Here is a 21,595-nt window from a genome sequence, read left to right on the forward strand (position 1 = left end):
CCCGTGTCCAGTGGACACGGGCGCTTTTTTCTCAACTCTATTTCACCACGACGTTCTCTGCGCCCAGGGTCTCCCGGGCCTCCTGGAGCAGGGCCTCATGAAGGACGACATGCGTGCCGTAGACCTTCCGGGTGTCCGCCATCACCATCTTCACGGTGGTGGTGCCGGGAAACATTTGGAACACCAGCTTCATGTGGCGGACGCTGGGGTGGTCCAGGCTAGGGAATTTCAGGTACAGCACCTGCCCCGGCGTCGCCGGGACCTGCGTTCCCGCCGAAGCCGGCGCCTCCGCCCCGCTCAGGGGATAGGCGCTGTCACACAGGATCTGGGGCGCCTTCTCGTCCCGGACGGACAACCGCCCCTTCACCACTACCGCCTGGTTCTCCTTCAGGTAGGATCCGCAGGACTCCAGCACCCGGGCGAAGCACAGCAGCTCCATGGAGGCGGTATCGTCCTCCACTGTCACATAGGCCATCAGGGAGTTGTTTTTGGTGGTCTTGGTTTTGCTGGAGGTGACGATGCCGCAGATGGTGATCCGCTGGTCGTCGGCGAACCGGGTGGGGCCGCCCTCCTGGGCGAAGTCCGCCAGAATGGAGCCGATGGTAGGCGCCCCCAGCCGCCGCACGGCATCCCGGTACTGGTCCATGGGATGGCCGGAGAGATAGAGGCCCGTGGTCTCCTTCTCCATCAGCATCAGCTGCTCCGGGCTGTACTCGGCAATATCCGGCAAGGGGATCTCCTTCACATTCTTTCTGCCGTCACTGCCGCCGTCGGCCAGGGAGAAGAAGTCCATCTGACCCTCCAGGTTCTGGCGATGGCTGTCTGCCACCGCGTCCATGACGGACTCATACACCTGGATCAGCTGGGACCGCATGGCCCCCAGGGAGTCGAAGGCGCCGGAGCGGATCAGGTTCTCCACCGCCCGCTTGTTCATGTCGCTGCCCGCCATCCGGTCGCAGAAGTCGTAGAGGGACGTGAAAGGCGCCTGCTCCCGCTCCCGCATCACCGCCTGGATGAAGCCCCGGCCGATGTTCTTGATGGCCACCAGCCCGAAGCGGATGCCCCCCTCCTCCACGGTGAACCGGTCGGCGGAGCGGTTGATGTCCGGCGGCAGCAGGGCGATGCCGCAGTCCCGGCACTCGCTGATGTAACCCGCCACCTTGTCGGAGTTGTCCAGCACGCTGGTCAGCAGGGCCGCCATGTACTCCTTGGTATGGTGGCACTTGAACCAGGCGGTCTGGTAGGCCACCACCGCATAGGAGACGGCATGGGCCTTGTTGAAGGCGTAGTTTGCAAAGTCGTAGATCTCGTTGTAGATAGCCTCGGCAGTCTCCGCCGGGATCCCGTTGGCCACGCAGCCGGCGATGTTCCGATCCGGGTCGCCGTGGAGGAAGGCCTCTCGCTCCCGCTCGATGTCCTTGGCCTTCTTCTTGCTCATGGCCCGGCGGACCATGTCGGCCTGGCCCAGGGAATACCCTGCCAGCTGCTGGAAGATCTGCATCACCTGCTCCTGGTAGACGATGCACCCGTAGGTGATGGACAGGATGGGCTCCAGGGACGGGTGCTTGTAGGTCACCCGGCTGGGGTCGTGCTTGCAGGCGATGAACCGGGGGATGGAGTCCATGGGGCCGGGCCGGTACAGGGCCACGATGGCGGTCAGGTCCTCGATGGACTGGGGCCGCAGGCCCACGCACACGCCGGTCATGCCGGCGGACTCCATCTGGAACACGCCGGAGGTCTTTCCGGCGGAGAGCATCTCATAGGTCTCCGGGTCGTCCTCCGGGATATCGGAGAGCTGGAAGTCCGGCTGGTGCTCCTGGACCATCTTCACCGCGTCGTCCAGCACCGTCAGGTTCCGCAGGCCCAGGAAGTCCATCTTCAGCAGGCCCAGCTCTTCCAGGGTGGTCATGACATACTGGCAGACCACCGTGTCGTCGTTTTTGGACAAGGGCACGTAGTCCACCACCGGCCGCTTGGTGATCACCACGCCAGCGGCGTGGGTGGAGGCGTGGCGGGGCATCCCCTCCAGGGCCCGGGCAGTGTCGATGAGCTTTTTTACCTGCTCGTCGGTCTCATACTGCTCCCGCAGGGGCTTGCTCAGGCGCAGAGCATCGTCCAGAGTGATGTGGAGGGCGCCGGGCCCGGCGGGCACCTGCTTGGCGATCACGTCCACGTCGGCATAAGGCATGTTCATCACCCGGCCCACGTCCCGGATGGCGTTCCGGGCAGCCATGGTGCCGAAGGTGACGATGTGGGCCACGTGGTCGTCCCCGTACTTCCGGCGGACGTACTCGAACACCTCGTCCCGGCGGGTGTCGCCGAAATCCATGTCGATATCCGGCATGCTGACCCGCTCCGGGTTCAGGAACCGCTCGAAGTACAGATTGTATTTGACTGGATCGATGTCCGTGATGTGGAGACAGTAGCTGACCATGGAGCCTGCGGCGCTGCCGCGGCCGGGACCCACGGGGATGCCCGCGCGCCGGGCGTAGTTCACGAAATCCGAGACGATGAGGAAGTAGTCGGTGAACCCCATCTTCTCGATCATGTCCTGCTCGTAATGGAGCTGGTCCCGGTATTTGGCATCGTCCCCGTACCGCTTCCGGTAGCCGTCGTCGCAGAGCTTCTTCAGGTAGGAGAAGCTGTCGTATCCCTCCGGCAGCTGGAATTCCGGCAGGTGGTACTTGCCGAAGGTGAACTTCAGGTTGCACATGTCGGCGATCTTCGCCGTGTTTTCCAGTGCGCCCTCGTAGACGTCGGCGGGAAACAGCGCCGCCATCTCCTCCTCGCTGCGGAGGTAGAAGTTCCGGGGCTCGTAGCGCATCCGGTTCTCATCGTCGATGGTCTTGCCGGTCTGGATACAGAGGAGCACGTCGTGGGCCTCAGCGTCCTCCTTCCGGAGGTAGTGAGCGTCGTTGGTGCACACCATGGGCAGACCCGTCTCCTGGTGGATCCGGAGGATGCCCTGGTTCACGATCTGCTGGTCCCGGATGCCGTGGTCCTGGAGCTCCAGGTAGAAGTGGTCCGGGCCGAAGATATCCGCCAGCTCCAGGGCGTAGTTCTTGGCGTTCTCATACTCCCCGTTCCGCAGCCGCCGGGGGATCTCCCCCGCCAGACACGCCGACAGAGCCACCAGTCCCCCGCTGTGCTGGCGCAGCAACTCCAGATCGATCCGGGGCTTGATATAGAACCCCTCCGTCCACCCTTTGGACACCAGATAGGAGAGGTTGCGGTACCCCTCCTCATTCTCGCACAGCAGCACCAGATGGCGACTCTCGGCGTCGAACTCATGGACCTTGTCAAACCGGCTCCGGCCCTGGGGAGTGACGTATACCTCGCAGCCGATGATGGGCTTGACGTCCTCCGCCTTGCAGGCCCGGTAAAAGTCCACCGCGCCGTACATGACGCCGTGGTCCGTGATGGCGCAGGCCGTCTGGCCCATGCCCTTCACGATACCGGGCAGGTCCCGGATGCGGCAGGCGCCGTCCAGCAGGCTGTACTCCGTATGGACATGTAAATGGACAAAAGACATGGCGCACTCCTGTTTGAATTCCTGAAAAATCTATTCGAATATTGGCTCACCCGCCCTCCGGCGGGTTCATCTTTCTCCCGCCTCCGCCAGCATTTGTTCCAGGATCTCCACTGCCGTGACCACCATGATGTCGCAGTGGCTATGGGCCCCCAGCCGGAAAGCGGCGGGCGTGGCCTCCGTGGCGCCGGGGGCGACAGTCCGCAGGTCCCCGCAGCGAGTGTGACCAAACACCTCCTGGAACCGGCGGCGGAACTCCTTTGCCTTGGGATAGACCGTCTTGTGCCCGCCCCGATCCGCCGGATCAGCATGCAGCCGGCTGAGCACATAGACACCGCCGCTGACGGCGCCGCAGACCTCTTCGTGACAGCCGCCCATGCCGCCGCCGAATCCGCTCATGGCTGCCGCCAGCTCATCCGGTGTCGTCCCCAGCAAATCCGCGAAGGGGGCCGCCACCGCCTGGGCACAGTTGTATTTTTCCTTGCGATAGTTGAATGCCAATGCACAACGATCCATAATATTCCTCCATTTTTCAATATCTATAAAGTATTTTTACATTACAATTCTTTTGACAGCTGCAGGAGCTTCCGCAGTCGGTGGTTCAGGCAGGACTTTGTCACCGGCGGATCGAATTCCTCCGCCAGCTCACTGAGGGTCAGCTCCGGATTCTCCAGCCGCAGAGAGGCCGTCACCTGCAGCTTCTCCGGCAGCTGCTCCAGCAGCCCTGCCTCCCGGAGACGCCGGATAGCCTCCAGCTGCTCCTGGGCTGCCTCCACCGCCTTGTCCAGGTTGGCGCTGTCGCAGTTGAGGCGGCGGTTGACGCTGTTGCGCAGATCCTTCTCCAGCTTGGCGGACATGACGCTCATAGCCGCCACCGGAGCGCCGATGAGGGTGAGAAAGTCTTCGATCTGGTCGCTCTGTTTGAAATAGGTGATGCAGCTGCCGTTGCGGGTGACGCTCTTGGGAGGATAGCCGCACTCCCGCAGCAGCACTTCCAGCTCCCGGCTCACCTGCAGATGGGAGGTGGCCAGTTCCAGATGGTAGCGCTTGGCGGGGTCTGTAACGCTGCCGCCGGCAAAAAACACCCCCCGCAGAAAGGATGCCCGGCAGCAGTCCTCCTCCAGCAGTCCGAAGTTGATGTGGAGGGCCAGGTTCTGCTCCGGGCTGAAGCCCAGCAGGTCCACGATCCGGCGGATCTTGGCCTCGTCGGTGATCTGGAACACCAGCTTTCCGGTCTCCCCCGCCTCCGGCGTCCGGTCAAACCGGATGCTGAAGGCACGCTGGAACAGCTTGGGCAGACGGCCGGCCAGGGCGGGATTGCCGGTGATGATCCGCACCTCGCCGGCGCTGAAGGTGTTGCAGTACAGCAGGATGCCGTAGGCCTCCGCCCGTGCGCAGCAGAGCTTCTGCACCGGCAGGCGGCACAACTCGTTTTTCGCTTCAAAGGAAAAGGACATAGGGGGTCTCCTTCAACATGGGTCTTTCCGCATGGCGGATCCTCACTTCCGGTCCTCCATGCGGTAGGGATCTCTCTGAGGGCTGAACCGGGCGCCGGCGATGCGGACGCTCCGCTCTGCGTGGAGCAGGATCAGCTCCCGGGCCAGATCGTCCGGGTGATGGCGGACAAAGCCATTCTCCACCGTGGCCACCGGCCGCTCCACGACCTCCACGCCCAGAGCCTCGCAGGCGGCCCGGTCACAGCGGATGCGCTCTGCCCCCTCCTCCGCATACCGTGCGGCCACCGCTTTCGGGATGGGAGAGGAGTTGGTCAGGCACAGGCCGAACAGCCCCGGCACTGAGTGGGCAAAAATAGCAGCGATGTGGTCGGAGACGGTATAGCCCTCCGTCTCTCCCTCCTGCGTCATCACGTTGCACACATAGACCTTCAGCGCATCGGAGGCACAGATCGCCTCCACGATCCCCCCCACCAGCAGATTGGGGATGATGCTGGTATACAGGCTCCCGGGACCCAGGACGATCATGTCCGCCTCCGCGATGGCGGAGAGGGCCTCCGGCAGGGCGCGGGAGTCCTCCGGGATCAGCCGCACCTGGCGGATGCGGCAGTCCTCCTGCTTCTTGCAGTAAAAGATCTTGGACTCCCCAACCACTGTGGCGCCGTTTTCGAATTCCGCCTCCAGCTTCACGTCCGCTGTGGTCACCGGCAGCACCCGGCCGGTAATGGCCAGGACCTGGCTCATGCGGCGCACCGCCACATCGAAGGACGGCGAAATGCCGTTCAGTGCCGCCAGGAACAGATTGCCGAAGCTCTGTCCCGCCAGGGACCCCTCCGTAAAGCGGTAGTGGAGCAGCTCCCGCATTACCGGCTCCGTGTTGGCCAGGGCCTCCATGCAGTTGCGGATGTCCCCCGGCGGGGGCATCCCCAAGTCCTGGCGCAGCATACCGGAGCCGCCGCCATCATCCGCCACCGTGACAATGGCGGAGAGATTTTCCGTATATTGCTTCAGTCCCCGCAGCATGGTGGACAGGCCATGGCCGCCGCCGATGACAGCCACCCTGGGACCGTGCACCCGGGGGACGCGGTATTCCTGCTCTTTCACCTCTCAGCCTCCCCGCATCATGTCCCGGTGATTTTCCAGCGCCTGATAGCCCTGTTCCCGGATAAAGCCCGCAAGAGCGTGAGTCACCGCCACAGAGCGGTGATGTCCTCCCGTGCAGCCCACGGCGATGGTAAGAGAGGTCTTCCCCTCCTCTGCATACAGAGGCAGGGAGAAGGCCAGCAGGTCCTCCAGCCGCTTCATGTAATCCTGGGTCTGGGGGAAGTGGAACACGTAGTCCGCCACTGCCTTGTCCAGCCCCGTCTGATGCCGCAGGTCCTCAATGTAAAACGGGTTGGGCATGAACCGCACATCAAACACCAGGTCCGCCTCCATAGGAAGGCCGTATTTGAATCCGAAGGAGAGAACGCTGACCGTCATGCCCCCCTTCTCCCCTTCCTGATCAAACAGGCGCAGCAGTTCGCCCCGCAGCTGGGCAGTAGAGAGCCGGGAGGTGTCGATGACGAAGTCCGCCCGCTCCTTGACAGGGGCCATCAGCGCCAGCTCCTTCTCCACTGCATCCTCCAGGGAATCGGCACCGGCCGCCAAGGGATGGCGGCGGCGGGTCTCCTTGTACCGCTTGATGATGGTCTCCGGGGAGGCCTCCAAAAACAGCATCCGGCACACGGCATCCATGGCCTTCAGCTTATCCAGCACATCGAACAGCTCCGTGAAGGAGCTGGCGGTCCGCACATCGTACACCAGGGCCACCCGGTCGTACCGGCCGTTGCCCCCGGCACAGAATTCCGCAAATTTCAAAATCATGGCGGCGGGCATGTTGTCCACGATATAGAAGCCCATGTCCTCCAAAAAGGAGGCCGCCTTGCTCTTCCCGGCCCCGGAGAGGCCGGAGATGATGAGGATCTCCATGTCCCACACCGTCCCTTCTCAGTCGATGATCTTCACTTCCGGTTCCAGACGGACGCCGGTCATGTCAAGCACCCGATCCTGGATCTGCCGGATCAGCGCTGTCACGTCGGCGCAGGTGGCCCCGCCCCGGTTGATGACAAAGCCCGCGTGCTTCTCGCTGACCTGGGCGCCGCCCACCGTCAGCCCTTTCAGACCGCACTGGTCGATCAGCGTCCCGGCGAAGTATCCCTCCGGCCGCTTGAAGGTGCTGCCGGCGCTGGGGAATTCCAGCGGCTGGCTGGTTCTGCGCTTTTCCAGCAGCTCCCGCATCCGGTCCCGGATAGCCGCCGGGTCTCCGGGTGAGAGCCGGAATACCGCCCGCAGCACCACCGCGTCCGGGTGGTCCGTCAGGAAGCTGCGGCGGTAACCGAAGGCCATCTCCGATCCGGAGAGGGTCCGGATACCCGCCTCCGGCAGCAGCAGCGTCACGGACCGGATCACCTGGGCCATCTCCCCGCCGTAGGCGCCGGCGTTCATGCACACTGCGCCGCCCACCGTGCCGGGGATGCCGTGGGCGAACTCCAGCCCCGCCAGTCCCTGCCGGCAGGCGAAATCCGCCACCCGTGCCAGGGATGCTCCGGCCTCTGCCGTCGCCTCATCCGCTGTCTCCCCCGCCTCCACGCGATTCAGCGCGGCGGAGGTATCGACCACCAGCCGGTCCAGGCCCGCATCCGGACACAGCAGATTGGTGCCGTTGCCGATGACCAGGGGCCGGGCGCCGCAGGCTACGGCATGGTCCAGCAGCAGCACCAGCTGCTCCCCCCGCTCCGGGAAGGCCATCCGCCGGGCAGGGCCGCCGATGCGGAAGGAGGTATGGCGGCTCATGGGCTCATCACACGCCACTCGCAGATCCGGCAGATACTCCGCCGTCCATTTGTCCAAATCAGTCCACCAGTCCATTCCTGGACCTCCTCATGTTGAAGTTGCCCGGCACAGCAGTGCCGCGCCGATGATGCCGGCATCGTTGCCCAGCTCTGCCCGCAGGATCCGGGCGGACCGGCCGCCGTGGCGGCTGTAGCACAGCTCTCCCACCCGATGCCGCAGGGGTTCCAGCAGCAGCGCCTCCGGCGCACCGGCCACGCCGCCCCCGAAGGCCACCGCCTCCGGCCGCAGGAGATTGATGAGGTTGGCGGTCCCCTCCGCCAGATTCTCCACATAGTCCCGGCACACGGTCAGGGCCGTCTCGTCCCCGGCTTCCGCCGCCAGGAAGGGCGTTCGGCCATCCACGGTGCCCTGCTCCGCCGCCAGACGGTGGAGCAGGCTCTCGGGGTGCGCCTTCATGGCAGCCCTGGTCCGGCGGATCAGCGCCGGGGCGGCAGCATACTGCTCCCAGCAGCCCCTGCGGCCGCAGGGGCAGGGCTCTCCGCCGGCGCGGAGCACCATGTGCCCCGCCTCGCTGGAGGCCTCGCCGCCCCGCAGGCGGCCGTCCAGAATGATGCCGGCCCCGATGCCGGTGCCCAGGGTCAGCACCACAAAGTCCCGGACGCCCCGGCCCGCGCCCTGGAAGTACTCCCCCACGGCGGCGCAGTCTGCGTCGTTGCCAAGCAGCACCGGCACATCCATATGGCTGCGGAAGAGCTCCGCAAGGGGCACATGGGCCAGGGGGATATTGGGGGTAAACAGCACCTCGCCGCCGGAGACGGCCCCCGGCAGGCCGATGCCAACGGAGACCACATCCTGGCACGTTCCGCCGGCGGCCTGCAGCACTTCCGCAGCCAAAGCCGCCAGATCCGCTGCGAAGGTCTCCGCCCCCCGGAATTTCAGCGGACGATGCGCGGAAGCCAGCAGGCGGCCTGCCTCATCCGTCACGCCGGCCTTCAGGTTGGTGCCGCCCACATCGATGCCGATAAACAGGCCGCTCATTTCTGCCTCCGGCTGCCCATGTCCGCCCGCATATCCACCCGCTGGGCCAGCTCCTGGGCGGCGTTGAAGCCATAGCGCCGGTGGCGGTTGTTCATGGCGGCCACTTCCACGATGCTGGCCAGGTTCCGGCCCGGACGCACAGGGATGGTGACACAGGGGACCTCCACGCCCATGATGTCGATGTGGTGATCCTCCAGCCCCAGGCGGTCATAGATCTTCGTCTCGTCCCACTGTTCGAACTGGACCACCAGGTCGATCTGGGATTCCTCCATGATGGCGCTCATGCCGAACAGCTGCCGCACATCGATGACGCCGATGCCGCGCAGCTCGATATAGTGGCGGATCACCTCCGGCGCGGTGCCGATCAGCTGGTTTGAAATGCGGCGGATCTCCACCGCATCGTCCGCCACCAGCCGGTGGCCCCGCATGATGAGCTCGATGGCAGATTCGCTCTTGCCGATGCCGGAGTCTCCGGTGATCATCACACCCTCGCCGGCGATGTCCAGCAGCACGCCGTGGCGGGTGACGCAGGGAGCCAGCACCCGGTTCAGATATTCGATCGTGTGGCTGGTAAACTCCACTGTGGTCTCCTGGGTGCGCAGCAGAGTGCGTTCATGGCCCTGAGCGCTCTCCAGGCACTCAGGGAAGCACTCCAGGCCCCGGGAGATCACCAGGGCCGGAATGTCGTAGAGAAACAGATCGTCAAAGCACTTGCGCCGCTGCTCTGCCGTCAGGCCCCCCAGATAGGTGATCTCCGCCTTGCCCAGCACCTGGAGCCGGCGGGGGTCAAAGTAGTCGTAAAAATTATGGAACTGCAGGCCGGGCCGGTTCACGTCCGTGATGGTCAGCAGCGCCGTGTCATAGTCGCTGCCCCTGTTCAGCACCTCCAGATCGAAGAGGGCCACCAGCTCCGAAATTTTCAGGCCGTGTTCTTGCATATCGTCTCCCCATTTCTTCCGGCAGCCGGTGTCCGGTGCCGTATTCTCGCAGCCCGGGCGCACGCCCGGCGCAGTGGATGAAATCGCAGCGCCCGCATAGGGCGCGGAAGTATCTATATTATATATGAATCGAACCGTTTGCGCAACACCCAGCCGCCGCTTTCCCCCAGCCCTTGCCAGGGAAGGCCGGATGTGGTAGGATATGGGGCAGCGCGGACAGATACAAGTGAACAGATAAAAGATAAGAGATCCCCGCACCGGAAATATCTTTTATCCCTGATCTTTGATCTCTTATCTCCACGCGCAACTCTGCTGCAAAGGTGGTATTGCAATGCTGAACTGTCTCGCCGTCGGCCTCGGGGGCTTCGTGGGCTCCGTCTGCCGGTATCTGATGGGGCTGCTGCCCCTGGGCCGGGACTGGGCCTTTCCCATCCGGACCTTTGCCATCAATCTTTTCGGAGCCTTTGTCATCGGGGCCATCACAGCCCTGGCGGTGAAGCGGGCAGATCTGGATCCCAGGCTGGTGCTGTTCCTCAAAGCCGGAGTCTGCGGCGGCTTCACCACGTTCTCCTCCTTTGCGCTGGAGACCGGAGACCTGCTGCAAGGCGGCCACCCGGCTGCGGCCCTGCTCTATGCTTTGGCCAGCCTGACACTGGGTGTGCTGGCGGTCTTTGCCGGAGCCGCTTTGGTCCGCTGACCGCCCTGGCGGGCCATTCGAAAAAACCTTCGTTTTTTTGAAAATTTTACTTGCATTTTTCTTCTGTTTCTGCTATGATACCAGTTGTGCCTGTGAAAGGCACGGAGTACGCAACGGCAAGGAGGTGCAACGGATGGCTAAGTGCGAGTTCTGCGATAAGGGCGTTACGTTCGGCATCAAGGTCTCCCACTCTCATCGGCGTTCCAATCGGACTTGGAAGCCCAATGTGAAGCGTGTGAAGGCGATCGTCAACGGATCTCCCCGCCATGTGTATGTTTGTACCCGGTGTCTGCGTTCCGGTAAGGTCACCAGAGCGGTCTGACTTGGACAAACGAAATCCCGAACCACCCGGTTCGGGATTTTTTATTGCCCGCCCGGTTTCAGAAAGGAGCTGACCTGTCGTGGAGCACCCTATCCTCCCCCTGCGGAACATGCCCGCTCTGGCGGAGCAGGCCGCCGGCTGGTTCAGCCGCTGCTGGGGCATCCCGGAGGCGGAGTACCGGGAGAGCATCGCGCGGTGTCTCCGCTGCCTCTCCCCCGTCCCCCAATGGTATGTGATCGCGGACGGCGGCCGCCTGATCGCCGGGGCCGGCGTCATTGAAAACGACTTCCACGACCGGCCGGATCTGACGCCCAATCTCTGCGCCCTGTTCGTGGAGCCGGACTGGCGGTGCCGGGGCCTCGCCGGCCGGCTGCTGGACTTCATCCGCCGGGACCTGGGGGCCATGGGCATTCCCCGTCTGTATCTGGTGACGGACCACACGTCCTTTTATGAGCAGTACGGCTGGGCCTTCCTGACCATGGTCACCGGAGACGACCGCACCCAAGAGCGGATGTACACCACCCCCACCCTGCCGCCGGATACAATCGGCCCTTGACATTCCAGGGGTTTCAGGGGATAATGTACGTTGTTATTTTCTGTAATTTACCCGATATGGAGGTATTTGCATGGCTTTGGATCAGAGCTTTTTCCAGGAGATGGAGGCCCGAATCCCCAAGGGCAAGGTCCGTACCCGGTTCGCCCCCTCTCCCACCGGCTATATGCACGTGGGCAATCTGCGCACGGCGCTGTATACCTGGCTCATCGCCCGCCACGCGGGCGGAACGTTCATCCTGCGGATCGAGGACACGGACCAGGGCCGTCTGGTGGAGGGCGCCACGGACGTGATCTACCGCACCATGGCGGAGTGCGGCCTCACCCACGATGAGGGCCCGGACGTGGGCGGCCCCGTGGGCCCCTATATTCAGTCGGAGCGCCGGGACCTGTATCAGCCCTACGCCCATCTGCTGGTGGAGAAGGGCGCCGCTTACTACTGCTTCTGTGAGAAGTCCGAGTCTGAGGAGGACGCCGGAGACTTCGATCGGGCGGACGACCCCTGCCGGGAGCTGGATCCCGCCGAAGCCCTCCGCCGGGTGGAGGCCGGAGAGCCCTATGTCATCCGGCAGAAGATCCCCCACGAGGGCGTCACCACTTTCCACGACGTGTCCTTCGGCGACATCACCGTGGAGAACAAGACGCTGGACGACCAGGTGCTGCTGAAGCGGGACGGCCTGCCTACCTACAACTTCGCCAACGTGGTGGACGACCACCTGATGGGCATCACCCACGTGGTCCGGGGCAGCGAGTACCTCTCCTCCGCCCCCAAGTACAACCTGCTGTATGAGGCCTTTGGCTGGGAGATCCCCACCTACGTCCACTGCTCCCCCGTCATGCGGGACCAGCACAACAAGATGTCCAAGCGCCACGGTGACCCCTCCTATGAGGACCTGAAGGCTCAGGGCTATCTGACGGAGGCCATTCTGAACTACGTGGCCCTGCTGGGCTGGGCCCCCAAGGGCGAGCGCAGCGAACAGGAGATCTTCTCCCTGGACGAGCTGGTGGCCGCCTTCGATATCGCCGGCATCTCCAAGTCTCCCGCCATTTTCGACATCGACAAGCTCACCTATTTCAACGCCACGTATCTCCGCGCCATGGCACCGGAGGCGTTCGCAAAGGCCGCAGAGCCCTATATCCGTCAGGCTGTGAAGAACCCCGCCATCGATGTGCATGCCGTGGCCGCCCTGCTGCAGGCCCGGTGCGAGAAGCTGACGGAGATCCCCGAGAAGGTGGACTTTTTCGATGCGCTGCCCGACTACGGCGTGGACTTCTTCACCAACAAGAAGTCGAAGACAAATCCCGAAGTCTCTCAGGCCATGCTGGAGGCCGCCATCCCCGCCCTGGAGGGCATCGGCGACTGGACCCAGGATGCCGTCCATGACACGCTGATCGCCCTGGCGGAACAATTGGGCGTGAAGAACGCCACCCTCATGTGGCCGGTGCGGATCGCCGCGGCCGGCAAGCTGGTGACTCCCGGCGGCGCCGTGGAGATCTGCCACATTCTGGGCAAGGATGAGACCCTGCGCCGTCTGCGGCTGGGACTGGACAAGCTCCGGGCATGAGACGGTTTCTCCTGGCGCAGTTCTCTCCCGTCCTCCAGGCCTGGCGGAACGGGTATGAGGGTGAGGTCCGGCGCTCCGTCATTGCCTTTTTCGTGCTGATTCTTCTGGCCTTCGGCGTGTGCCTGGCGGTACCGGAGGTTCGGCTCGGCCTCTCCGCCTATCTGCAGGGTTTTTATCAGGACATGGACCTGACGGATGAGACGGGAGCCCTCTCCCCTTTGGCGCTGTTCCTCAACAATCTGCGGGCCTGTGTGGTCACCATGCTCTACGGGCTGATCCCCTATGTCCGCATGCCCGCCCTGGCGCTGGGGATGAACGCTGTGGTGCTGGGCGGCATGGCCGCTGTCTACGCCGCAGCGGACTCCACCATGCTGCTGTTTGCCGCCGGACTCCTGCCCCACGGCATTTTTGAGCTGCCGGCACTGATCCTGTCCTTTTCCATGGGCCTGTATGTCTGCGGGCATCTGACCCGCCGGGTCCGGGGCGACAGCACCGCTCTCTCCCTGCGCCGCTGCGCATCCCTGAGCATGCGGCTGCTGGTGTTCCTGGTGCTGCCCCTTCTGATTCTTGCCGCTGTGACAGAGGCCTATGTGACGCCTCTCGTCATGGGTCTGTTCCTCTAATTTTGATCCACAGAAAGGACTTCCGACCATGAGTAAAACCACCATTCCCTCCGGCTACCGGATGCCCCTCAGCAACAACGAGCTGCAGCGGGCCATCGAACTGATCCATCAGGAGTTCCAGCACAGCCTGTGCGTGCGGCTGAACCTCCACCGGGTGTCCGCCCCTCTGTTCGTGGACGGCCGCACCGGCCTGAACGACGACCTCAACGGCGTGGAACGCCCTGTCTCCTTCGACATTCCCGACGTGGGCACCGACGGGCAGGTGGTCCACTCCCTGGCCAAGTGGAAGCGCCTGGCCCTGAAGCGGTACGAGTTCCCGGAGGGCACCGGCCTCTACACCAACATGAACGCCATCCGCCGGGATGAGGAGGTGGACAACCTTCACTCCATCTACGTGGATCAGTGGGACTGGGAAAAGCATATCTCTCCCAAGGACCGGAATTTGCTGTACTTAAAGGAAACTGTGCGGGACATCGTGGGGGCCATCTGCGACACCTCCGCCGCTCTGCGCAACGCCTTCCCTGTCCTGACCTTCAAGCCGGACCGGGACGTGTATTTCATCACCACCCAGGAGCTGGAGGACCGCTTTCCCGACCTGACCCCCAACGAGCGGGAGCGGGAGATCTGCCGCAAGCACCGGACTGTGTTCCTGATGCAGATCGGCAAGACCCTGGCCTCCGGCCAGCGCCACGACGGCCGGGCTCCGGACTATGACGACTGGGAGCTGAACGGCGACATCCTCATGTGGAATCCCGTGCTGGAGCGGAGCTTTGAGCTGTCCTCCATGGGTATCCGGGTGGATGCCGCGGCTCTGGACCGTCAGCTGACCGCGGCAAACTGCAACCAGCGCCGGGAGCTGCCCTTCCACAAGATGCTGCTGAATGGGGAGCTGCCCCAATCCATCGGCGGCGGCATCGGCCAGTCCCGGCTGTGCATGCTGCTGATCGGCACCTGCCATATCGGCGAGGTGCAGGTGAGCCTGTGGGATGCGGACACGCTGAAGATCTGTGAAGAGGCCGGTGTTACGCTGCTGTAAAGGAGAAATACAATACAGAAAAGGCCGCCTGCTGCAGAAACAGCAGGCGGCTTTTTCCTTTGATAATCCCCAAAAACAGGAGCAGCCCCGCCGGAGAGACCCCGGCAGGGCTGTTTTTTGGTCAGGCTCAGTGGCGCAGCTCGTCAGCGATGGACTCAGCCAGGCACTCCAGGCTGCGGCGCTGGGCTTCCTTCACGGAGGACTTCAGCGTCACGGTGCCCTCCATCACCCGCATGTCCTTCATTTCCTCCAGCAGCTTGGTCATCAGCATGCCGGAGCGGGCAGCCCAAGTTCCGTTTTCAATCAGGGCCACAGAGCGATTCCGCAGCCCGTGGCAGGCCAGGTCCCGCAGGAAGTTCTCCATGGGGGTGTAGATCTCCCCGTTGTATGTAGCGGAGGCCAGCACCAGATGGCTGCACCGGAAGGCCTCGCTGACCAGGTAGGACACATCGGTGTGGGACACATCGTACAGGGCGATGTTCTGCACGCCCTTCTCCGCCAGACGGCAGGCCAGGATCTCGGCGGCATTTTCCGTATGGCCATAGATGGAGCCGCAGAAGATGGCCACGGCCCTGTCCTCCGGGGTGTAGGTGCTCCACAGCTGGTATTTCTCCAGGAACCAGCCAATGTTTTCCCTCCAGATGGGGCCATGGAGGGGGCAGATCATCTGGATGTCCAGTCCGGCGGCCCGCTTCAGCAGAGACTGGACCTGGGCACCGTACTTGCCCACAATGTTGGTATAATACCGGCGGGCATCATCCAGCCAGTCCCGCTCAAAGTTCACCTGATCGGCAAAGATGTTGCCGTTCAGGGCGCCGAAAGTACCGAAGGCATCAGCGGAAAACAGGACTTTGTCGGCAGCGTCATAGGTCACCATGACCTCCGGCCAGTGGACCATGGGCGCCATCAGGAACGTGAAGGTGTGGCGGCCGGTGGTGAGCGTATCCCCCTCCTTTACCACAACGGTGCGGCTGGAGATGTCGCAGTCAAAGAACTGGCCGATCATGGGAACGGTCTTGGCGTTGGCCACCACCTGAACGTCCGGCCAGCGGCGCAGCAGCTCGCCCAAAGTGGCGCAGTGGTCCGGCTCCATATGGTTCACGATCACGTAGTCCAGGGGCCGTCCCGCCAGGGCAAACTCCAGATTCTCAAAGAACCGCTCTCCCACGGCCTTATCCACCGTGTCCAGCAGCACGGTCTTCTCATCCAGCACCAGATAGGCGTTGTAGCTGACGCCCCGGGGGATGGGGAATACATTTTCAAACTTGGCCAGCCGCCGGTCAGAGGCTCCCAGCCAATACAGGTCCTCGTGGATGTTCGTCACGCAGTGCATAGTATGATTTCTTCCTTTCTAATGCGCAGAGCGCAGCAAAGCGGTGTAGCATTGATATCCTACACCGCTTTGCGCATTTCGTCAAGTCTTGCGGAACTGCTCCAGGGCCTCCGCGTCCCGTTTTCTCTGCTCCTCGATGGACTGCTGCAGCAGCATATCCTTCACCTTCATCAACCGGGTAGTGGTGGCGCGGTCGTTCTCGTCCAGCTTCATGGTGATATACCGGATGGAGTCTTGGGTGTTGGGAATCACCACATACTCCAGCGCGTTCACCCGGCGGCGGGTCTTTTCGATCTCCTCCGCCATCAGCTGGGCAGCCTTCTCCACCTCTGCCAGCTTCAGCATCTTTCGGAACACCTTTCCCAGAGCGTCCACCGCCGTGTCCAGCTCACCGGAGGTGGCGGCGAAGCCGTAGGGGTAGATGTCCGCGTCGGACCGGGTCTGGGTCTGGAAGTCATACACAGGCACATTGACCGACATGATATTCTTGGTGGTCTGCGTCAGCTTCACGCTCTGCTTGGGGTACAGCAGAGCCTGCTCCAGGGCCTGGGAGCTCATCAGGGCGGAGGCCACGGTAAAGGCGCCGTGGACCGTCATCAGCTCCTCCTCCACCTCCTGCCGGAGGGCGCGGACCTCCCGGACCGTGTCCAGGAACTGCTTCATCAGCTCGTCCCGCTTGTCTTTGAGCAATTTATGGCCCCGCTGGGCGGTGCGCAGCTTCCCCTTCAGGCGGGTGAGCTCCATCCGGGTGGGGTTGACCGTGATATTGGGCATAGCAATCACTTCCTTCCAGCCGTACCCATCGGGGCCCCGCGATCAGCGGGGCGGCGCTTTTGCGCCGTGCCAAGCGTTTTTGCCAATGGCAAAAACCTTGCCGAAGGGCACATTCACTGTGCCCAAGGATCTTCAAAATCCAAGGGTACCCAGAAGGAGCTCACTGCTCCTTTTGGGGCCAATACTTTTCGATATACTCCGGCTTGATGCGTTTGAGCTCGCTCTTGGGCAGGATGCTCAGCAGCTCCCAGCCCAGGTCCAGCGTCTCCTCGATGGAACGGTTCTCCTCATAGCCCTGGTTCACATACCGCCGCTCGAACTCGTCGGCGAATTTGGCGTACAGCAGGTCCGTGGGCGTCAGGGCAGCCTCGCCCAGGATGCTCATCAGCTCCTTGTTGTCCTTGCCGGTGGAGTAGGCGGCGAACAGCTGGTTCATGGTGTCGGCGTGATCCTCCCGGGTCCTGCCCTTGCCGATGCCCTTATCCTTCAGACGGCTCAGGGACGGCAGCACGTCCACCGGCGGGTGGATGCCCTGGCGGTACAGCGCCCGGCTCAGGATGATCTGCCCCTCGGTAATATAACCCGTCAGGTCCGGGATGGGGTGGGTCTTGTCATCCTCCGGCATGGTAAGGATGGGGATCAGCGTGATGGAGCCGGGCTTGCCCAGCTGACGGCCCGCCCGTTCGTAGATGGTGGCCAGGTTCGTGTACAGGTAGCCTGGGAAGCCCCGCCTGCCGGGGACCTCCTTCTTGGCGGCGGAGACCTCCCGCAGGGCCTCGGCGTAGTTGGTGATGTCGGTCATGATGACCAGTACATGCATATCCTTCTCAAAGGCCAGATACTCGGCGGCGGTCAGGGCCATCCGGGGGGTGGCGATGCGCTCCACTGCCGGGTCGTTGGCCAGATTGGAGAACATGACCGTCCGGTCGATGGCGCCGGTGCGCTTGAACTCGCTGACGAAGAACTCCGACTCCTCGAAGGTGATGCCGATGGCGGCAAACACCACGGCGAACTTGGAGGTGTCGTCCCCCAGCACCTTGGCCTGCCGGGCGATCTGGGCCGCCAGATTGGCGTGGGGCAGGCCGGAGCCGGAGAAGATGGGAAGCTTCTGCCCACGGACCAGGGTGTTCAGCCCGTCGATGGTGCTGACGCCGGTCTGAATGAACTCGTTGGGGTAGTCCCGGGCCGCCGGGTTCATGGGCAGGCCGTTGATGTCCCGGTACTCCTCCGCCAGGATGTCGGGCCCGCCGTCGATGGGCCGGCCCATACCGTTGAACACCCTGCCCAGCATGTCGGCGGACACGCCCAGCTGCAGGGGGTGGCCCAGGAAGCGGACCTTGGCGTCGGCCAGGTTGATGCCGGCGGCAGACTCGAACAGCTGGACCACGGCGGTGTCGCCGTTGACCTCCAGCACCTGGCCCCGGCGGACGGAGCCGTCGTGGAGCTCCACCTCCACCAGCTCGTCATAGGTGACGCCCTCGACCATGCGGACGATCATCAGGGGGCTGGCGATCTCCTCGACCGTTCTGTATTCCCGGATCATGCGTCCTCCCCTCCTTCCTCCGCGATGGCAGTAATCTCCTGCTCCATCTCGGCGGAGATCTGCTCATAGACCTGCTGATATTCCTCCACCGGCACGCTCTTGGCCCGGCCCAGCTTCTCCCGGGCGGGGATGGCGAAGAGCTTGCCCACGGCCGCGCCCTTGGCGATGGCCTCCCGGCACAGCTGGTCGTACCGCAGGATCATGGCCAGCAGCTTTTCCTGCCGGTCATAGCTGGAATAGCCGTCCACGTCCGTGAAGGCGTTCTGCTGCAGGAAGTCCTCCCGCACCATCCGGGCGGTCTCCAGCGTCAGCTGGTCCGCCGGGGACAGGGCGTCCTTGCCCACCAGCTGGACGATCTCGTTGAGGCTGGCCTCCTGCTGCAGGATGCTCATGGCCTTGCCGCGGTCCTCCAGGAATTCCGGCCCCAGGTTCTCGTCGAACCAGGGCTTCAGGGAGTCCAGATACAGGGAGTAGGAGTTCAGCCAGTTGATGGCCGGGAAGTGGCGCTTGTAGGCGAGAGACGAATCCAGCGCCCAGAAGACCTTGACGATCCGCATGGTGGCCTGGGCCACGGGCTCGGACAGGTCGCCGCCGGGCGGCGACACGGCGCCCACGGCTGTCAGGCTGCCCCGGCGGTCGTCGGAGCCGATGCAGGCCACGCTGCCGGCCCGCTCATAGAACTGGGCAAGGCGGGAGGCCAGGTAGGCGGGATAGCCCTCCTCGCCGGGCATCTCCTCCAGCCGGCCGGACATCTCCCGCAGGGCCTCCGCCCAGCGGGAGGTGGAGTCGGCGATGACCGCCACGTCATAGCCCATGTCCCGGAAGTACTCCGCGATGGTGATGCCGGTGTAGACGCTGGCCTCCCGGGCGGCCACGGGCATATCGGAGGTGTTGGCGATCAGCACCGTCCGCTTCATCAGAGACTCGCCGGTGCGGGGGTCCTTCAGCTCCGGGAACTCCCGCAGCACGTCCGTCATCTCGTTCCCCCGCTCGCCGCAGCCGATGTAGACCACGATGTCCACGTCCGACCACTTGGCCAGCTGGTGCTGTACCACGGTCTTGCCGGAGCCGAAGGGCCCGGGCACGGCGGCGGTACCGCCCTTGGCGATGGGGAACATGGTGTCGATGACCCGCTGGCCGGAGCACAGGGGCCGCTTGGGGGGATACTTGTGCTTATAGGGCCGCCCCACCCGGACCGGCCACTTCTGCACCATGGTCAGGGGCACGTCCTCCCCCTTGTCGGTGCGGAGGGTGGCCACGGTCTCCTCCACGGTGAAGGAGCCGCTCTGGATCTCCGTGATGGTGCCGCTCAGATTGGGGGGCACCATGATCTTGTGGAGCACCACCGGCGTCTCCGGCACGGTGCCGATCACGTCGCCGCCCACCACCTTCGTGCCGGGGGTGACCGCGGCGGTGAAGTCCCACTGCTTCTCCCGGTCCAGGGCGGGGACCTCCACGCCCCGGGTGATGTTGGCCCCCACCTTCTCCACGATCTTCTCCAGGGGCCGCTGGATGCCGTCGTAGATGCCCTCGATCATGCCGGGGCCCAGCTCCACACTCATGGGGGCGCCGGTGGTGACCACCTCCGCCCCCGGCCCCAGGCCGGAGGTCTCCTCGTACACCTGGATGGAGGCGGAGTCCCCCTTCATAGTCAGGATCTCGCCGATCAGATGCTGGGGGCCCACACGGACCACGTCGGACATATTGGCGTCCGCCAGGCCCGTGGCCACCACCAGCGGTCCGGATACCTTTACGATCTTACCGCTCAAACTCGCTCAACCTTCTTTCAAACCAGTTTCGCCAGAAGGAATCGGCCCACTTGGGAAAAGGGCCAGGAAAAGCGCCGCTTTTCCGGTTCTTCCGCCGTCAGGCGGAAGAAGAATTTCCAATCATTTTCGGCAGGGCGTGTACCTGCCGAAAATACCCCGACCCGTGCGTCCTTGGGACGCACACACCAGTGACCGATGTCACTGGTGGTTGGGGGTGTAAGGGGGGGAGCCTGCTCCCCCTTTACAGAATATCCGCGCCCACCGCTCTTTGAATGGAGCGTTTGATGTTTTCCATGCCGATGCCAAGGGAGCCCTCCCGGCCGGGGATCAGGATGATGGCGGGCCGCAGCTCGTCCTTGTACCGATCCAGCACATCCGGCAGATCCTTTGCCAGCTGCTCCGTCAGGTAGATGATGCCGCAGTCGCCGCTCTTCGCCAGCTCCCGAATGGTCTCACGGGCCTCCTCCGGGGCCGTGACGGGGTACGTCTCCAGCCCCAGGGCCCGGAAACCCATGACGGATTCCCAGTCGCCGACGGCGGCGATCCGATATGTGACTGCCATCTCGCCGCCTCCTTACAGATAACTCGCCCGCAGGCGGGTCCGGATCACAGCCGGGTCGATCCCAGCCATCCGGCCCATCAGCACGATGCGGAGATTCGTGTACTCCGTCTCCCGCGCTGCCAGGTACCCCACCAGCGGAGCCTCGCCGAAGGGCACGTACCGGGCACCTGCCAGATAGTCCCCCAGGGCGTCGTCACACCGCTTTTCAAACTCTGTCAGCGGTCCGCCGCTCAGGGCATCAGCCCCTGCCTCCGCCGCGGTGCGGAACCGGGTGGCACCGTACAGATCCCGCAGTCCGGTCCCGCCGCCGGAGGCGGCTTTCAGCACCGCGTCCGGGGAGATCTCTCCCCCCTCCAGCAGCACGCCCAGGAGAAAGTCGGTGCCCTTCCCCATCCGCAGCGTCCGCACAGCCGTCCGCAGGTTCACCGCGTCGATCTGCACAGCCACATAGCCCCGGAGGAACGCGCTGCCGGTGGCATCCGCCAGATCGGCCATATCCCGGTAGGCAGCCCGGTCCAGCACGATGTCGCTGAGCTGAGGATCCCGGGTGGTCTCCAGCACCTGCCGAGCCTCCGCCACAGCGGCGGCCAGAGGCTCCGGCAGCTTTTCCAGCTCCCGCTCCCGGACGGCCTCCGCCAGATCGGCGGCGGGCACCCGTCCCATATCCATCAGCATGTGGTCCGCAGGGACGCCCATGACCTCCGCCTTCAGCAGGGCCTTGACGTTGTGATAGTCGTATTTGATCTTGAACAGCTCCAGATACCGCTTGTCCGGCATCCCCTCCGCCAGGTCGGCCATGGTATCCTCCCGGACGGCGGCCAGCGCCGCATCCATGGTCTCCGGCCGTGCGGCATCCAGCTGGGGATAGCCCCACTCCTGCAGGAGCTTTGCCGCCTCTTCACCGGTCTTGGCCTCCAGGATCTGTTCCAGACGTTCTTCGGTCAGAAGCCTGGTCTCCAGCGATTTCACCCGGGTGGAGATCACCAGATAGTCCGTGTCCCGGATGGTCTGTTTCCTTGCCAAGC

Annotated in this window: 20 protein-coding genes; 6 read left to right on the forward strand and 14 right to left on the reverse strand. The window is 63.9% G+C overall.

The features are described 5' to 3' along the window. Positions 1-37: 37 nt before the first annotated feature. The 8 genes from H9X91_RS06290 to hprK all read right to left on the reverse strand — a co-directional run bounded on the left by H9X91_RS06290 (position 38) and on the right by hprK (position 9,794). Positions 38-3,532 (reverse strand): DNA polymerase III subunit alpha, encoded by a 3,495-nt coding sequence (locus tag H9X91_RS06290; protein WP_204803631.1) that lies wholly within the window; start codon positions 3,530-3,532, stop codon positions 38-40. A 66-nt stretch (positions 3,533-3,598) separates the two neighbouring features. Then, on the reverse strand, positions 3,599-4,045 hold the full coding sequence (locus tag H9X91_RS06295; RefSeq protein WP_204803632.1) for a C-GCAxxG-C-C family protein: 447 nt from the start codon (positions 4,043-4,045) through the stop codon (positions 3,599-3,601). A 41-nt stretch (positions 4,046-4,086) separates the two neighbouring features. After that, positions 4,087-4,986 carry a DNA-binding protein WhiA gene (gene whiA / locus H9X91_RS06300; protein ID WP_204803633.1) on the reverse strand — a complete coding sequence of 300 codons (900 nt, stop codon included), beginning with the start codon at positions 4,984-4,986 and terminating at the stop codon, positions 4,087-4,089. Positions 4,987-5,028: 42 nt separating this feature from the next. Continuing rightward, positions 5,029-6,087, reverse strand: coding sequence for a gluconeogenesis factor YvcK family protein (locus tag H9X91_RS06305; RefSeq protein ID WP_204803635.1), 1,059 nt, complete (start codon positions 6,085-6,087; stop codon positions 5,029-5,031). Positions 6,088-6,090: 3 nt separating this feature from the next. Continuing rightward, positions 6,091-6,954 (reverse strand): RNase adapter RapZ, encoded by an 864-nt coding sequence (gene rapZ, locus H9X91_RS06310; RefSeq protein WP_204803636.1) that lies wholly within the window; start codon positions 6,952-6,954, stop codon positions 6,091-6,093. Positions 6,955-6,972: 18 nt separating this feature from the next. After that, positions 6,973-7,893, reverse strand: coding sequence for a UDP-N-acetylmuramate dehydrogenase (gene murB / locus H9X91_RS06315; protein WP_204803637.1), 921 nt, complete (start codon positions 7,891-7,893; stop codon positions 6,973-6,975). Positions 7,894-7,905: 12 nt separating this feature from the next. Continuing rightward, positions 7,906-8,856, reverse strand: coding sequence for an ROK family protein (locus H9X91_RS06320; RefSeq protein ID WP_243414457.1), 951 nt, complete (start codon positions 8,854-8,856; stop codon positions 7,906-7,908). After that, entirely contained in the window at positions 8,853-9,794 is a 942-nt protein-coding gene (hprK, locus tag H9X91_RS06325) for an HPr(Ser) kinase/phosphatase (protein WP_204803638.1), read from the reverse strand. Before hprK ends, H9X91_RS06320 begins: the two co-directional genes overlap by 4 nt. A 331-nt stretch (positions 9,795-10,125) precedes the next feature. Between hprK and crcB the strand changes: the two genes are divergently transcribed. The 6 genes from crcB (at position 10,126) to asnA (ending at position 14,589) form a co-directional block, all read left to right on the forward strand. Next, entirely contained in the window at positions 10,126-10,491 is a 366-nt protein-coding gene (gene crcB, locus H9X91_RS06330; protein ID WP_204803639.1) for a fluoride efflux transporter CrcB, read from the forward strand. 133 nt (positions 10,492-10,624) lie between these two features. Further along, positions 10,625-10,813: a 50S ribosomal protein L28 gene (gene rpmB, locus H9X91_RS06335; protein ID WP_204803640.1), complete on the forward strand. Its 189-nt coding sequence runs from the start codon at positions 10,625-10,627 to the stop codon at positions 10,811-10,813. A gap of 79 nt (positions 10,814-10,892) precedes the next feature. Then, the gene (locus tag H9X91_RS06340) at positions 10,893-11,369 is read left to right on the forward strand and encodes a GNAT family N-acetyltransferase (RefSeq protein ID WP_338111953.1); all 477 of its coding nucleotides are present in this window, start codon (positions 10,893-10,895) and stop codon (positions 11,367-11,369) included. 70 nt (positions 11,370-11,439) lie between these two features. Then, positions 11,440-12,930 carry a glutamate--tRNA ligase gene (gene gltX / locus H9X91_RS06345; protein WP_204803641.1) on the forward strand — a complete coding sequence of 497 codons (1,491 nt, stop codon included), beginning with the start codon at positions 11,440-11,442 and terminating at the stop codon, positions 12,928-12,930. Continuing rightward, positions 12,927-13,553 (forward strand): stage II sporulation protein M, encoded by a 627-nt coding sequence (locus H9X91_RS06350; RefSeq protein WP_204803643.1) that lies wholly within the window; start codon positions 12,927-12,929, stop codon positions 13,551-13,553. Before gltX ends, H9X91_RS06350 begins: the two co-directional genes overlap by 4 nt. Before the next feature lie 28 nt (positions 13,554-13,581). Beyond that, positions 13,582-14,589, forward strand: coding sequence for an aspartate--ammonia ligase (gene asnA / locus H9X91_RS06355; protein WP_204803644.1), 1,008 nt, complete (start codon positions 13,582-13,584; stop codon positions 14,587-14,589). Between the two features lie 127 nt (positions 14,590-14,716). On the opposite strand, the gene H9X91_RS06360 is transcribed toward asnA, so the two are convergent. The 6 genes from H9X91_RS06360 to H9X91_RS06385 all read right to left on the reverse strand — a co-directional run bounded on the left by H9X91_RS06360 (position 14,717) and on the right by H9X91_RS06385 (position 21,593). Continuing rightward, the gene (locus H9X91_RS06360; protein WP_204803645.1) at positions 14,717-15,922 is read right to left on the reverse strand and encodes an FprA family A-type flavoprotein; all 1,206 of its coding nucleotides are present in this window, start codon (positions 15,920-15,922) and stop codon (positions 14,717-14,719) included. 81 nt (positions 15,923-16,003) lie between these two features. Continuing rightward, positions 16,004-16,696: a V-type ATP synthase subunit D gene (locus tag H9X91_RS06365; RefSeq protein WP_204803646.1), complete on the reverse strand. Its 693-nt coding sequence runs from the start codon at positions 16,694-16,696 to the stop codon at positions 16,004-16,006. A 160-nt stretch (positions 16,697-16,856) separates the two neighbouring features. Continuing rightward, positions 16,857-18,239 (reverse strand): V-type ATP synthase subunit B, encoded by a 1,383-nt coding sequence (locus H9X91_RS06370; RefSeq protein ID WP_204803647.1) that lies wholly within the window; start codon positions 18,237-18,239, stop codon positions 16,857-16,859. Beyond that, positions 18,236-20,008 carry a V-type ATP synthase subunit A gene (locus tag H9X91_RS06375; RefSeq protein WP_204803648.1) on the reverse strand — a complete coding sequence of 591 codons (1,773 nt, stop codon included), beginning with the start codon at positions 20,006-20,008 and terminating at the stop codon, positions 18,236-18,238. The genes H9X91_RS06370 and H9X91_RS06375 overlap by 4 nt, the downstream gene beginning before the upstream one ends. 241 nt (positions 20,009-20,249) lie before the next feature. Then, positions 20,250-20,570, reverse strand: a complete 321-nt coding sequence (locus H9X91_RS06380) for a V-type ATP synthase subunit F (RefSeq protein WP_204803649.1) — start codon at positions 20,568-20,570, stop codon at positions 20,250-20,252. A 12-nt stretch (positions 20,571-20,582) separates the two neighbouring features. Then, on the reverse strand, positions 20,583-21,593 hold the full coding sequence (locus H9X91_RS06385; protein WP_204803650.1) for a V-type ATPase subunit: 1,011 nt from the start codon (positions 21,591-21,593) through the stop codon (positions 20,583-20,585). Positions 21,594-21,595 lie beyond the last annotated feature (2 nt).

Origin of the sequence: Oscillibacter valericigenes, from assembly GCF_016902445.1 — a bacterium.
Classification (GTDB): Bacteria; Bacillota; Clostridia; order Oscillospirales; family Oscillospiraceae; genus Oscillibacter; species Oscillibacter avistercoris.

Excerpts from the sequence above, each read along its gene's own strand:
- asnA (WP_204803644.1), top strand. The coding sequence starts at position 13,582 with ATGAGTAAAACCACCATTCCCTCCGGCTACCGGATGCCCCTCAGCAAC.
- H9X91_RS06350 (WP_204803643.1), top strand. The coding sequence starts at position 12,927 with ATGAGACGGTTTCTCCTGGCGCAGTTCTCTCCCGTCCTCCAGGCCTGG.
- H9X91_RS06370 (WP_204803647.1), bottom strand. The coding sequence starts at position 18,239 with ATGATCCGGGAATACAGAACGGTCGAGGAGATCGCCAGCCCCCTGATG.
- H9X91_RS06380 (WP_204803649.1), bottom strand. The coding sequence starts at position 20,570 with ATGGCAGTCACATATCGGATCGCCGCCGTCGGCGACTGGGAATCCGTC.
- rpmB (WP_204803640.1), top strand. The coding sequence starts at position 10,625 with ATGGCTAAGTGCGAGTTCTGCGATAAGGGCGTTACGTTCGGCATCAAG.
- H9X91_RS06290 (WP_204803631.1), bottom strand. The coding sequence starts at position 3,532 with ATGTCTTTTGTCCATTTACATGTCCATACGGAGTACAGCCTGCTGGAC.
- murB (WP_204803637.1), bottom strand. The coding sequence starts at position 7,893 with ATGGACTGGTGGACTGATTTGGACAAATGGACGGCGGAGTATCTGCCG.
- whiA (WP_204803633.1), bottom strand. The coding sequence starts at position 4,986 with ATGTCCTTTTCCTTTGAAGCGAAAAACGAGTTGTGCCGCCTGCCGGTG.
- rapZ (WP_204803636.1), bottom strand. The coding sequence starts at position 6,954 with ATGGAGATCCTCATCATCTCCGGCCTCTCCGGGGCCGGGAAGAGCAAG.
- H9X91_RS06360 (WP_204803645.1), bottom strand. The coding sequence starts at position 15,922 with ATGCACTGCGTGACGAACATCCACGAGGACCTGTATTGGCTGGGAGCC.
- gltX (WP_204803641.1), top strand. The coding sequence starts at position 11,440 with ATGGCTTTGGATCAGAGCTTTTTCCAGGAGATGGAGGCCCGAATCCCC.
- H9X91_RS06295 (WP_204803632.1), bottom strand. The coding sequence starts at position 4,045 with ATGGATCGTTGTGCATTGGCATTCAACTATCGCAAGGAAAAATACAAC.
- hprK (WP_204803638.1), bottom strand. The coding sequence starts at position 9,794 with ATGCAAGAACACGGCCTGAAAATTTCGGAGCTGGTGGCCCTCTTCGAT.
- crcB (WP_204803639.1), top strand. The coding sequence starts at position 10,126 with ATGCTGAACTGTCTCGCCGTCGGCCTCGGGGGCTTCGTGGGCTCCGTC.
- H9X91_RS06365 (WP_204803646.1), bottom strand. The coding sequence starts at position 16,696 with ATGCCCAATATCACGGTCAACCCCACCCGGATGGAGCTCACCCGCCTG.
- H9X91_RS06320 (WP_243414457.1), bottom strand. The coding sequence starts at position 8,856 with ATGAGCGGCCTGTTTATCGGCATCGATGTGGGCGGCACCAACCTGAAG.